This is a genomic window from candidate division KSB1 bacterium, assembly GCA_016214895.1.
Lineage (GTDB): Bacteria > Electryoneota > RPQS01 > RPQS01 > RPQS01 > JACRMR01.
The window spans coordinates 497,812-511,162 of sequence record JACRMR010000002.1 but is presented as its reverse complement, the minus strand read 5'-3'; the positions used below and the strand labels follow the sequence as shown (position 1 = coordinate 511,162).

The following is a 13,351-nucleotide window of genomic DNA, read 5'->3' as shown; positions in this document are numbered from 1 at the left end:
CCATGGTCCGACGGTTACTGGTTTTGATGATGCTGGGGTGTGCGGTTTCAGTCTGTCCGGCACAATCCGGTGCGGAGAGCGCCGACTTGTCTTCGATGTTGTCGCTGTTCTCCGCCCATGCCGCCAACGGCGCCGTTCGATTGAACTGGAGCCTGGATACGCAATCGCCGGCCCTCGTGAAGTTCCGAGTCTATCGCGGATACGAGGAGGTGGGCAATTTCGCGGTACTGACCGAGATTTCGAGCAACTCGCGAACGGACAGTGCGGACTATTCTTATAACGACACGGAAGTCCGCGAGAGCGTCAGCTATTTTTACAAGATCTCATCGTTGACGCAAAGCAGCGAGTCGATTTTCCCTGTCGTAATCTCGGCCACGCCGACGCGGGACGCGGATTCGGTGGCCAAGTCGCTGCCGCCCGTTGCGCTGCTCTCCGGACAGCAGATTACGTTGTACGTACGCAAGCCGGGTCACGTGCGACTCGAACTGCGGTCTGATGCACCGCGGGTGCTGGTCGATGAAGAGCTGCGGCCCGGGATCTACGAATTCGAGCCGCCGCATGCACCGGGTGCGCGGACGCGGCTGCGGGCCACGCATGACTCAGACTACTTCACGGAGACGGAGTGGCCGATGAAGTAGCTTGCAGCTTCGCCGGATTCTTGAAAAACGCCACCGATTCGGTGGCGTTTTGATGATTCCAGGTCGGCCCAACGGGGATCACGGCGATTTGCGCGCGGCTTGGATTCGTCGCAGGAATTCAGGGTGAATATCGGGTCCTGCTCCGATGATATCGCCGCTGTGCAGGAAGGCACGGCCTCCGTCGAAATCGGAGCAAATGCCTCCCGCCTCTTCCACGATCATCGCGCCGGCGGCAATATCCCACGGCGCGAGATGGTGTTCCCAGAAGCCGTCGAATAGGGCTTGTGCGGTCCAACAGAGGTCCAGCGCGGCGGAGCCGGCGCGGCGGATGGCGCGGCAGTGCGGGAACAGCGCGGCGAACTCGCGCAGATACACCGGCAGCTCGTCGTGGTAGCGGCGCGGAAATCCGGTGGCGATCATGCCGTCGGACAGCCGGCGCTTGGCGGTGGCGCGCAGCCGCTTGCCGTTGCGGTAGCTGCCGCGACCTTTCGCGGCATAGAAGCAGTCACTGCTGACGGGATTGAACACGATTCCGCAGAGCAGATCGGCGTGCGATTGATCGCCGCTGGCGGCCAGTCCGATGCTCACGGCAAAGACGGGGAAGCGCTGGACGAAATTCGTGGTGCCATCGAGCGGATCGACATACCAGACCGCACCGCTGCCGCCAACCTCCGTGCCCTCTTCCGCTACGATGGCGATTTCGGGCGTTTCGCGGTGCAGGAATTCGGTCACGGCGCGTTCGACGGCGAGATCGGCGGCGGTGACCAGATCGCCTTTGGCCTTTTCGTGAATTTGGGATTCGCTAAGCTGCTGCCAGTATTGGAGCAGAATGCGACCGCCAATCTCCGCGGCGCGCGCGGCGAGGTGCAATTCGGGAGCGAGGGATTTCGCGTGGGCAATGACGTGTTCGTTCACGGGTGGGAAATTGGAGCATCCGTCGCGGGTCCGGTCGCTCGGGACCCGCGACAGGCGACAAGATACGAAGACTATTTGCCGGAATCAACTCGCGGCGGTCTGGCACGCCAGCCGGAGTTCAAGGCGCGTCGGCTCATCGATGACGGAGGCCTGCCAGTCGTGACTATTGAAGCGGGCGAGGTAAGTCTCGAGCAGTTCCGAACCGGGCACCTCCACGAGCGGGTGCAGCGATGTGACTTCGATCGAGAGTTCTATCCGCTCGTTGCTCAGTCCGGTCTTGAACTTCATCGTCAGCATTCCGGCCTTGGGATCCTGACGCGTGATCGCGTAACACGCGAATTCGTCAATCAGGGCCGCGAGCTGACCGTACACGAATGAGACGGACGGCAGGTCGGGGTGCAAGTCGAGTTCTTTCTTGACGCGATGCTTGAATTGCAAATTGCTGTCAAGGAAGCGCACTTCACTTTCGATGAGGTCATTCAACGGGTAGAAGTCCGGCGAAACGCCGCTGGTGTTATTGATTCGCTGAACGAGGGAGTGCAGAATATTGGCGAGGTGTTGAGCATTACGACTGAGGATCTCGACATTGGTTCTGTTGCGTTCGAGCTGGGCGGCCAGATCGCGGCGCTCGGTGGCGGCATCGCGGCCGTTGTCGATCAGGTGCTGAATTTGTTCGGCCCGATGTTCGAGCAACTGCGTCGCGCCGAGCACGCCGGAGAGCGGCGTGGCCATGTTATGGATGATGCCCGGGAGGAGCGAGCCGAGGAACGCCAGCTCGACGGTGGCGAGTTCCAGGTCGTGTGGTGATTTATCGACATCGCGGGCGGCGGACTTCGCGGGCATGTGGCTGAATCTCATCATAGTTCACGCACTCCAGTCATCGGTAATTTGCAAATTCTCAGTGTTGGGCAGGCAACGGCAATTCTTAGGTCATGCAATTCCATTCACTATCGCTATCGGTCGCATCGCGGGCGGCGGCTCGCCGCCCAGCGCGGAGTCGTACGGGATCCGGCGAGTCCGCGGAATTCCGTTAGCTTGAAATGCAAATGCGGGACCGAAACCGTGGCATTGTTCCCGCCCCGTTCGTTGCGATCGCGCGGCGGAATTCGCAACCCATTGCGGCCTTGTTGCTGAAAGGCGCTCGCCGAGCCGTGCGTCCCCGCGCGGCCGGAATCTGAGGCATTTGATGCCGATTGAAGCACACCGGAGTTTGATTGCCGCCAATTCCGGCGGGGACACAGTCCCCGCTCGGCGGATTCCGATTTCGGCAACAAGCCCATTGCGGCCTTGCGCGTGTCGCTGGTCTTGTCCGTCGTCGGCTCCGAGTCCGGCAGATCGCATACGGTTTTCGGAAAATGCAAACGCCCGGTGGCAACCGGGCGTTGGAAAGATCGATGTCGCGGGGACTACACTTGAGCGGTCACCGGGACCGGCTGTTCGGCGCGATCGTCGAGCATGGTGGTGGCGCCCCAGGACTGCAAGCGAGAATCGCGAGTGAGAAGCACGACTTGACGACCGGCGGCGATGCGTTGGATGGCCTCCCGCAGACGGGTAATTCGCCGCTCATCGATGCGGGCAAACGGTTCGTCCCAGATCACCGGGGCATCCTCGACGCCGTGCAGTCGTTCGAGCAGGGCGAGCCGAACCGCGCACCATACCAGATCGGCGACTCCGTCCGACAGGCGTGCCACGTTTCGCGTGGACCCGTCGGGCAGCACCAGGTTGAGTTCTCCGCTCGTCAGGGTCGCACCCGCAAACGCGCCATCGGTGAGCTGCGCGATCCGTGCGGAGATCAACTGTTGCAGTTCTGACACGAATCGGCGATCGAGCTCGGCCAGCTCCGTACGCACGGTATCGGCCAGGCCTTGGGCGGTCTGGACTTCACGCTGTACGGAATCCAGCTCCGATCGGCGTTCGGCGAGCTCGAAGCGGAGGGAATCCAGGGACGGCTCGGCGGCCAGGGCGGCCGCGACCTGCTCGACGCCGAGCTTCTGCAATTCGTCCTGCGTTGCGCCGATGGCGACGTCATTCACGTCAATGGATTCGGCGGCAGTCTTCAGCTGGCGAGCATATTTCGCGGCGTAGTCGGCGACCGATCCCTGCAACAGGTACAGCGGTTCGAGTTGAGCGAGCCGTGCTCTCACGTCGTCAAATTCTTCCGCGAGCAGCGCTTCGCGGGCGCGCAATTCGTCGAGCGCCGGGAGGCGACTGATTTCGGCGTCGAGTCGCTTGATTTCGTCTCGCTGCGACGCCAGCGCGTTCCATTCGAGGTTGAGCGATTCGGGGTCACCGGTGGCGAGTAGTTCACCGGAGGCGGCGGTCAATTGATCGAGACGTTTTTCGACCACCGCGAGTTCATCAGTGATGCGGCGGACGGAGCTTTGCTGCATGGCCGATTGCTCGAGGTCGCGGATCCGCGCCGTAAGCGCGGCGCGCAACGCCTCGTATTCAGCCGTCTGCTCGGCGATATAAGCCTGTGTCGCCGCCAGACTCGTCTTAAGCGCGGCAAGTCGGGCTTCCAATTCCACGATTTCGACGCCGTGCGTGCCGCCTTCGCTATACTCGCGGAGTGCGTCGTGCAGTTGGGCGTAGCGCAGTTGGAGTTCCTGCAACTGTTCGAGGGAGCCGCGGACCTGCCGGGGTTCCATCGCCGTGACCGCGGCGGGGAGGCGTTGTTCGAGCTCGGCGAGCTGTTTTTGGAAGGCGCGAACCTTTCGCAGTTCGATCTCGCCATCGGGCCGGTCGAGCTCGGCAAGTTCCGCTACGGCGGTGAGGTAGCCCTGATACTTCGTGAGCGCCTCATCGAGGTGCCCGAATCCCGCGAGCGGAGATAATAGTTCTTCGAGGCGCGCGATGCGATCCCGGGTTTCCTTGAGCCTGGCCTCGGACATCGCCTGCGCGCCGACGATGGAATCCAGTTTTGATTCCGCGTCGCGATGGAGGAATTTGCGCGCGACGAGCGTGAGGCCACTGGCGATCACGGCGGCAAACAGCCCGATATCCCAACCAGCGGCGGCGGTTCCGATAGCGAATCCGATCGCGGCGACGGCGACGGCCCAGGTGATGCGCACCGTCGGCTTGATCGTCGCGGTCGCCAGTTCGCGGCGCTTGGCGAGTTGTTCGGCATCGGCGTTCAGCGTGGCCAGAATGCGGCGCCGGTCGGACAGTTCGCCGAGCAGATCGGGAGTCGTCGGGGGCAGCCGATCGTACCCCGCGAAGTCCCGGACCAGCCCGGCTTTGATTTCGCGGCGGCGGGTATCCCGGCGGCGCTCATCGTCAGCCGCAACAGCATCGGCCAGTGCGGCCTGAGCGGTGGAGGACAGTTTCAGATCGACATACTGCAAGAGATGCAGTCGTTGGTCTTCATTGAGCGGCGCAAGGTCGGCGAAGTCGTGCGCAATCTGGTTGGCAAGGCCGTCCTGTTGCCGAATCAACTCGATCCGGCCCCGCTGCAGGGCGATCAGGCGTTCGTCGATCTGTTCAATTTCAGTGCGCAGATTTCGCTCTTCAGCCTCTTGCTGGCGCACATCGGGTACCTTGAGCGCCGCCAGCTCATGTGTGGCGGTCTCGACGGCGCTGTGTGCGAGCCGCCGGTCATTTTCGATGACATCGAGCTGACTTCGCAGCTCGCGTTCCAGATCCCGGGCGGCGACATAGCCCTGGACCAAATCCGGGAGATTGGGTGGAACGGAGGCGAATTTTCGTTCGAGATGGTGCAAGCTGGCGTGCAGCTGCAGCGCGCGCTCCCGTGCCTCTTCGATGGTACGGACAGATTCCCGGATTTCCTCGATCCAGGTGTGAACCCGCTGCGCGCGATCGGCGAGCTGGCAGATCTTGCGAAGTTCTTCGTGCTCGGCCTTGAGCATTTCGCCGGTAGCAATCAGGTCGGCCAAATGAAGCGTCTGCTCGTTCTGTCGATTACGTTCGCGATCGAGTTCGGATTGCAGTGCCTCGACGTGGCGGAGCCGCTGTTCGGCGGAAGTGACCGCAAGGAGGCAGCCGGCCAGCTTGCCCTCGCTGCCCGTTTCGCCGGTCAAGGCAACCAACCGCGCGGTCCAGGTAGCCAGCTCGCGCTCCGACGGGGCGCGAACGATGAGTCGGAGTTGGTCCCAGAGTGCTCCATCCAAGGTTAGAGCGAGCCGGCCAGACATGACAAGGTGGGGCTGCAAGACAGTAGCCAACCCCGGCTCGGCTTCGCGATCCGGACCCGCAGCGGCCATCGCGATGGAACTCCAACCGGCGGTTCGCTTTACCCATATGATCTGGCGATCCCCGTTGGTGAAATCGAGGGCGGCCTGAGCGGACCAGCTTTCTTGGGACAGCTCGACCTGGAGCAAGGTAGCACCGGCCGCCGCGAGAGCTTCAGTCAGCCCATCGCGTTGTTCGGGCGGACCGAACAGTGCAGATAGAGCGGTCGTGATGAGGGATTTGCCCGAGCTGTTACCGCCGTGGATCACGACCGTGTTGGCAGCCGGCAGGTGAACATCAATAACCGAGCCTGGGATCAGTTGGGTAGATCCGTTAAGTCGAAGTCGAGTCAGACGCACAATCAGTCCTCGAGTTTTCGCGAGCAATTACGAACATAAGTCCCCGTCATTTGGCGACTTTCAGATCGAACCATCCGCGCTGGGATCGCCGGAATCGGGGCGGGCTGAGTAACAGTTGCCTTAGGCTTCAATATACCAATGTACAAACGAGAATTCAAGTCGAACTTGAGAAGCTAACCACTTGGTTCCGAAAGTATTTAGACATAGCGGCGGGCCGGGAGAGAGAGCGGTCCTCTTGTGAGAACGAAGCAGTATGGTTCAGTCCGAGCGTATTTGACCCGCTTGGGCGGAGCAGCACGTCTCGGCAGATTCTGCGAAAGAGCGCTCAGCCGCGGGCGGTCAGGCGTCCCGGCGGGCTGGATTCTATCCGAATAATTGGTTAACTTGGCAGGTGTTAAGACGATGCAGTCGGCATTTAGCGGCGGGAGGTAATAATGGCGGCGGGCAGGTGCGGACTAATGCTCATGTTGCTGATTGGCCTTGCTCCGGAAACGGTCTGGGCGGTCGATTATGTGGTGCTACGGGACGGCAGAACGGTGCAGGGAGCGATCTTGCGTCTGGATTCCATGAGCATCACGATGACCGACTGGGAGTATCGCACGTTGCTTCAGCCGCCGTTGCAGGTGTACACCAAGGACGAAATCCGGAGCATCTGGTACGCTCAACCTGAGCAGGTGGTGCGACAGCGCATATTATTTCGTCCGCGGCCGAAACAGATTGAGTTGGCCGGGGGGCTGGCCTTTCAGACCACGGCCGGAACGGATTACGACCGGGAGAGCATCGGGCAAGTCAGCGTGATCTGCGGGATGTCGGCAGCGCGATGGTTTGGATTTGAACTCGACGCGATTTACACGGGGCCGAGTGGCAGCTCCGGATTTCAGCGGGGATTCCAGACATTGGCGAATCTGGCGGTGTATCCGGTCACCTGGCGCGGCATTGTTCCGTTTGCGGTGGCGGGCGGCGGTGCGGCGATTGACGTGCCGTTCGACCGGCTCGTGCTGACGCGCAGCGACGATGTGGGAAACGTGGCGGATATCGGAGTGGGAGCGAAGGCCGGGGCGAACGGGATCGGCGCACGATTCGAAGTTCGCCATCATTTCTACAGTTGGAGCGTGATCCGACCTGTCGATCCGAGTGACTGGTTGGGGCCGATGCACCGGGTTCGGGTTGAGGCGGACATGACGGACATTCGTTTGTCATTGTTTGCGTACTTTTGACGGAATGCAGGACACCGCAGATGAAACTGACAATGCGAAACAGGTTGATAGCGGCCGCAAGCTGCGCGATTGCCGCAGTCCTCTTGACCACGAGTGCCGCGATTGCGACGGGACTGACGTGGCCGGCTACGCGTGAGCTGGAGGGGTTGCACGCGTGGGAGTTGCGGGATGCGCCAACCGGGACCCCGTTTGCCGGATGGCAATTGCTGGGGAGCACGCTGTTGCACGGGCCGGTCGTGGCGATCGGAACGCCGGTAGCCGCCGGGGATGGCAGCGCGGAGACGGTGATCGCGATGCTGAAGCAGGCGGGCGGCGACGACGCCGAGTTCGTCGTCGCATCAGATCGGGTAGTCGGTTCGCTACGGCGGATTCACTACGGAGAGCAGCGTGCCGGGCTGCCGGTGATCTGCGGACGAGCGGATGCGACGCTGAATCAGCGCGGGGAAATCATGCGCTGGGGGTTGCGCTCACATGCCAGTTTTCCGGTTCGCGACAAACACCTGTTGGATATGGCAAGTTGTGCGGAGCAATTCCCGCGGTTCTCCGGCGAGCGGGGCTGGGTGGTAGAGCGGAGTTCTGCGGCGTGGTTTCCGGACGACGAGCGGCGCGACTTGATTCCGGTGTATTGGGTGCGGATCGCCGGGACTCTGCCGGAAGAACGATGGGAGGGGATTGTCAGCGCGGTCAGCGGGGAGATCCTGCTGGAATGGCCGGGCATTGCCGAGGAGACGGTGAGCGGGACGGTGACCGGGCCGTATTGGCAGCCGTACATTCAGAGTCCGGTGCAATTCGCGGGATTCGCGCATTCGACGGTTTACGTTGACAGCGCTTCCACGATCACGGACATGGACGGCGGGTACTCGATTGACCGGCCCAGTCCGGAGTGGATCTCGGCCCGGCTGCACGGACCGTACGTGGCGGCGGAGAATGAGGACGCGCCCCCGGGAGATCTGCACCGGAATTTGAGTCCGCCGTACGCTCCGACGAACCTGCAGTGGAGCACGGGTGAGGCGGCGGCGCCCGAACTGAACCTGTTTTATCACACGACCCTGATTCACGACTGGTACAAGGTGCTTGATTCGGCGTTTGACGCTTTGGACTACCCCATGCCGGCGGTGGCGAATGTGGGCAGTGGATACGACAACGCGTTTTGGAACGGTTACGGGACGTATTACGGTTCGGGGAGCACTTATCAGAATTTCGCAATGTTCAGCGACGTGATCTATCATGAATATACGCACGGGGTGACGGACGGAATCTACCCGGACGGAATGCTGCCGTACATCGATCAGCCGGGCGCGTTGAACGAAGCGTGGTCGGACTATATCGCCTGTTCGATCAACGGCGATCCCTTGATGGGCGAATATCTGCTGCCGAATAACCCATACAGCGCGTTTCGGGACTTGGAGAATGATCTCGTTTTTCCGCAGAATTGGCAGGGCGAGGTGCACGCGGACAGCCGGTTTGTGTCGGGCGCGCTATGGCGAATCCGGGCGGCGATGGGATTGGAGTTTACGGATGCGCTGGCGCATTTCGCGCGTTACGGGCTTGCGGAGACGTTTCTGGACTATTTGATTTCGGTGCTGGAGACGGACGACGACGATGGGAATCTCGCCAATGGAACGCCGCACAGCACGCTGATCTACAATTCATTTGGGATTCACGGCATTGGTCCCGGCGACCGGCCGCAGTTTGAGATCCGGGAGCTGAGTTACGTGGCGGACGGCAGCGGCGGCAGTATCGGCAACGGCAACCGGTATATGGAGCAGGGGGAAACGGTTGCGCTGAATTTCACGCTGGCGAATGCCGCGCCGCTCTATCCGCCGCCGGCGGAGAACGTGGACGTGCAGGTCATGACGGCCGACGAGAGCGTGACCATTGTGAACGGCAGCCAGACGATTCCCGTGTTGCCGGCCGGGGCGCAGCAAGCGCTGGCCACAGTGTTGTTGCAGATCGCGCCGGGCGGAGCGGATCGGTGGCTGGAGCTAACCATTCACATCACGGCGAATGGCGGGGCGGTGACGTTTGATCACGCCTTCGAGTTCACGATCGGCCGACCGCATATCCTGATTGTGAGCGATGACCCGAATACGAATGTCGAGCACTTCGTGGTGGATGCGATCCGGGCGCAAGGGCGTGTGTTCGAGCGTGTGGAGCCGACGGGGGATCATGCAGTCGGTCCGGAGTTCTTTCCGTTGACAGGAATGGTGGTCTGGCTCTCGGGCAACCAGTCCGGCTCGATTATCACGGAGGAGGACCAGGATCGTCTTGAGCAGTTCATGACCGCGGGTAACAAGGTCGTGCTTTCCGGGCAGAATATCGTTGACGATTTGGCGGGGAGTGATTTTGCGACCCGGGTGTTGGGAGTGGAGATTACGACCGACAGTCTGTTGAGCAATGCGGTGACGGTTTGGGACACGCCGCTGCCGATCGGAGCCTGGTATCTGATTACCGGTTCGCGCGGGGCGGCAAATCAGCGGCAAGTGAGCGCGTTGACGCCGACCGGAGATTCTCGGCTGGTGGGGCGCTACAGTCGAACACCGAACGGCCCGGGTGCGATCCTGGAATTTGGCAGCGGGAATGGCCTGCTTTTTGGATTCGGAATCGAGGCGGTTTCAGGGATGGCGACCGGCTCGGCTCCAGTTGAGGAGTTGCTCACGTCACTGTATGAATGGGCAGGGCCCTTGCTGGACGCGCCCGGGGAAGTCAGACGGGCAACGGTACCGGAGCAGCTCGCAGTCCAAGCGGTTTACCCGAATCCGTTCAACAGCGTGACCTCGTTGGTGTATGCCGTCCCGGAACGCCAGCTCGCGAGCCTGCAATTCTTCGATGTGCTGGGCCGGCTGGTCGAAACGCACACGCTGACGGGGTCCGGGGCGTATCAATGGAACCCGCAGGTATCGTCCGGCATCTACTTCGCCCGGTTGAAGAGCGAGCACGAAGTTTCGCCGGCCGTTAAGCTGATGCTGATGAAGTAGTCCGATTCCGGCGGCGCCAGGACCTGCCGCTCGACGTCAGACGAGCGCCCCCCCTCCGTGAACGGAGGTGAGCATAGTCAAAACCCCGTCTCCATGAGGCGGGGTTTGTGTGTTGCTGAAGAAGATCATGCGGGTCGAGCGGCGCTATCGTCGGTTCTGACAGCCGGGACAGAAATAGGTCGAACGCTGGGCTTGTACGATCCGGCGGATCGTGCCATGACAACGAGAACAGGGCTCGCCTTCCCGATCATAAACCCGGAAGTGCTTTTGATAAGAGCCTTCCATGCCATCGGGACTCATGAAGTCACGCAGCGTGCTTCCCCCCTGCCCCAGCGCGCGTGTGAGCACGGCGGGAACCGACTTGGTCAGGCGTTCGCATTGTCGAAGCGAGAGCCGGTTGGCCGGAACGCGCGGGTCAATCTCCGCGACCCAGAGCGAGTCGGAGGCGTAGATATTGCCGATGCCGGCCCAGATCGATTGATCGAGCAGCACGGGCTTAATGGCCATACTGCGCGAGCGCAGTCGATCTCGCAGTTCGCCGGGCGCGACGGTGGTGTCCAACGGTTCCCAGCCGAGGGCACGGAGTGCGGGAATCTCGGCATCGTCGGGATAATACTGGATTGTACCGAGCGTGCGCACGTCGCGAAAAGCCAGTGTTCGCGCGCCGGGTTGCAGTTCAATCCAGGCCCGTTCATGATCGAGTGCCGATCCGCCTTCACGGACGTAGAGACGGCCGGACATGCGCAGGTGCAGGACCAGTGTCCCGTGATCGAGCTTGAGCAGAATGTACTTGCCGCGACGGTTGACGGCGACGATTTTTCGACCACGGATGCGGCGTGACACCAGCGCGGGCGTTTGCGGCAGCAGCTGACGGGGAATGGCGAACTTCGCCGACTTGATCAGCGCGCCCACGACGTGGGGCCGGAGCTCCCGCACGACAGTCTCGACTTCAGGCAATTCCGGCACGTGCCCTCCACATCAAGTAGTCTCCTGCAAGGTAGAATGAACCGGCGACGAGACCGAGCTCGGCGCCACTCGACTCATGCAGCCACTGGAACGCTTCGGGTTGCGCCAGAGGCCTGGCGGGAATTCCGAGTTCGGACGCGATGGCGGCCAGTTGCCCGGCGGCCAGGCTGCGGGGGGTTCCGAGGTCCACGGTGCGCAGTGCCTCGACCACACCCACCAGCGGTCGCAGCGATGCGAGCGCGTCCTTATCCTTCATCATGCCCACGACCGCGGCGATCTTACGGTTGGCATGATCGCGCCGGAGTGTGTCGCCCAGCGCGGCGAATGAAATGGGATTGTGGGCGACATCCAGCAAGACGTCGGGCGTTCCCGGCAGCAGCTGCTGTCGGCCGGGCAACACGGCATTGCGCAAGCGGCCGCGGATCTCGTCAGGCGGGAGATTCGGACGGAGTTCACGGGCAACGCGAATCGCCAGTACGGCGTTATCGCGCAAGTGCGGCGCCGCCGAAGTCAGGTTAATGTTTGGGATTTCACCGAATTCGTCCGCGTAATCGAAGTGACATCCGATGCGCGGCAGCGCCGTGAATTGGCGACCTTGCCAGCAGGCGCGCGCGTGGCGATCGCGACAGGCTCGGTCATAGACCGCGGCCGCTTCGGCCGGCTGTCGTCCGATGACTACCGTTGAATCGGGTTTGATAATGCCGCTTTTGTCCGCTGCGATTTCGGTCAGGGTGTGGCCCAGAATATCGGTATGATCGTAATCCACGAGTGTCAGTACGGCGAGCGATTTCGCGAGCACGTTGGTTGCATCCCACGATCCGCCCAGTCCGGTTTCAACAATGTGTACCTGCGGATGAAACTTTCTGGCGACCCACAAGTAGAATACCCATACCATTTCGAAGTAAGTCAGCGTCACGGCCGGTTCCCGCTGCAGTTGCTCGCGGATTTCCGCGATTCCTTCATTCCAGACGTCATCGGCGAGCGAATTGCCGTTCAGCCGCACGCGTTCTTTCACGCTGACCAGATGCGGGCTGGAGCAGGACAGCGTCGTCAGCTCGGGCGAGAGCAGTTGTTCGAGCAGTAGAACGACACTGCCTTTGCCCTTGGTTCCGGCAATGTGAACGGCGTTGGGGAGATCGAGGGGGAGTTGGAGGCGCTGACAGGCGGAGAACGTCGGATCGAGCTTCGGCGTTCCGCGATTCCCGCCCACGGGGAACGTGTGCTCGTAGTTAACGAGCGAATTCAGGTAGGCTTCGAAGCGGACTGGCGCGGGAGCGGGCAACTTAGGCGGTCGGTGGGGTCAGTAGAATGATCCCAAGATAGCGGATCACGCGCAAAGGAGCAAGCGCGCGTCGCGAGGCAGGAAGAGGCGTGGTGCGAGATCAGGTTTTCTTAGCTGACCCAGTCACGGGCAGAAATCGAAAGGCGCGCAAGATTCCTTGCCATAACAAGTTCGCGGATTTTCGATGACTCTGAGAGCTTGAATTCTCATGAATTTCGCGTGCATCAGCGGGTCGGAAGGGGACGTGATTTTGGTCCGTCCATTGATCGAATTCAGGTTCGCTGCGCTTCATGGTGGGCAGTCAATTATGGTTGAATCAGGCGATTTTGTGCTTGCGGAGAGGGGCTGTGAGCACTATATTTAGTACGGTCGCGCAAAAGCCCGAGGGTGGTTCAAGTCCACCGGAATCAATTGGTTGAAAAGCCCTAAGCGAACCCATGACCTGTGAAGGAGATGAGCATGCCCAAGTTTGAAGAGACTATGGAAAACAGCCGGATTTTTCTGACGTACAGCTTGGCGATGACGATGTTAGGCAAGTCGGCACAAATTCTGGCTGAGCGCGGAGCGGATCCGAAGGCCATGAGCTTCATCACGACCGGTATCGAGTTGTTGGCTAAGCAACTTCGTGAATACGCGGATCACAAGGATCTGGAGGACGGCGCGGAGACAGAGCTTGAGAAGCTCTGTAAGGCACTCGATATCAAGCGCGCGGACTAAACGGGCACAAGCGCGATCCGGGTACTCGGGCGTGTACCCGCCGCATCAGACCTGGGCAAGATAATCAGATAGGGTAGGCCGGAACCACGAG

At 61.3% G+C, this 13,351-nt stretch carries 9 protein-coding genes; 4 read left to right on the top strand and 5 right to left on the bottom strand.

Going from position 1 to position 13,351, the window contains the following annotated elements:
- The first annotated feature begins 2 nt into the window (after positions 1–2).
- A complete protein-coding gene (locus HZB60_02045) occupies positions 3–638 on the top strand; it encodes a hypothetical protein (GenBank protein MBI5058544.1) in 636 nt (211 codons plus the stop codon).
- Between the two features lie 78 nt (positions 639–716).
- On the opposite strand, the gene HZB60_02040 is transcribed toward HZB60_02045, so the two are convergent.
- The 3 genes from HZB60_02040 to HZB60_02030 form a co-directional block, all read right to left on the bottom strand.
- Positions 717–1,553, bottom strand: coding sequence for an inositol monophosphatase (locus tag HZB60_02040; protein ID MBI5058543.1), 837 nt, complete (start codon positions 1,551–1,553; stop codon positions 717–719).
- Positions 1,554–1,637: 84 nt separating this feature from the next.
- Entirely contained in the window at positions 1,638–2,414 is a 777-nt protein-coding gene (locus HZB60_02035; protein MBI5058542.1) for a hypothetical protein, read from the bottom strand.
- A gap of 545 nt (positions 2,415–2,959) precedes the next feature.
- Positions 2,960–6,100: a hypothetical protein gene (locus HZB60_02030; GenBank protein ID MBI5058541.1), complete on the bottom strand. Its 3,141-nt coding sequence runs from the start codon at positions 6,098–6,100 to the stop codon at positions 2,960–2,962.
- Positions 6,101–6,534: 434 nt separating this feature from the next.
- Between HZB60_02030 and HZB60_02025 the strand changes: the two genes are divergently transcribed.
- On the top strand, positions 6,535–7,317 hold the full coding sequence (locus HZB60_02025) for a hypothetical protein (protein ID MBI5058540.1): 783 nt from the start codon (positions 6,535–6,537) through the stop codon (positions 7,315–7,317).
- A gap of 20 nt (positions 7,318–7,337) precedes the next feature.
- A complete protein-coding gene (locus HZB60_02020) occupies positions 7,338–10,295 on the top strand; it encodes a T9SS type A sorting domain-containing protein (GenBank protein MBI5058539.1) in 2,958 nt (985 codons plus the stop codon).
- 144 nt (positions 10,296–10,439) lie between these two features.
- On the opposite strand, the gene mutM is transcribed toward HZB60_02020, so the two are convergent.
- Together mutM and HZB60_02010 are read right to left on the bottom strand one after the other, a co-directional pair.
- Positions 10,440–11,261: a bifunctional DNA-formamidopyrimidine glycosylase/DNA-(apurinic or apyrimidinic site) lyase gene (gene mutM / locus HZB60_02015; protein ID MBI5058538.1), complete on the bottom strand. Its 822-nt coding sequence runs from the start codon at positions 11,259–11,261 to the stop codon at positions 10,440–10,442.
- On the bottom strand, positions 11,245–12,543 hold the full coding sequence (locus tag HZB60_02010) for a hypothetical protein (GenBank protein ID MBI5058537.1): 1,299 nt from the start codon (positions 12,541–12,543) through the stop codon (positions 11,245–11,247). The genes mutM and HZB60_02010 overlap by 17 nt, the downstream gene beginning before the upstream one ends.
- Positions 12,544–13,002: 459 nt before the next feature.
- On the opposite strand from HZB60_02010, the gene HZB60_02005 reads away from it, so the two are divergent.
- Positions 13,003–13,260 (top strand): hypothetical protein, encoded by a 258-nt coding sequence (locus HZB60_02005; protein ID MBI5058536.1) that lies wholly within the window; start codon positions 13,003–13,005, stop codon positions 13,258–13,260.
- Positions 13,261–13,351: the final 91 nt, after the last annotated feature.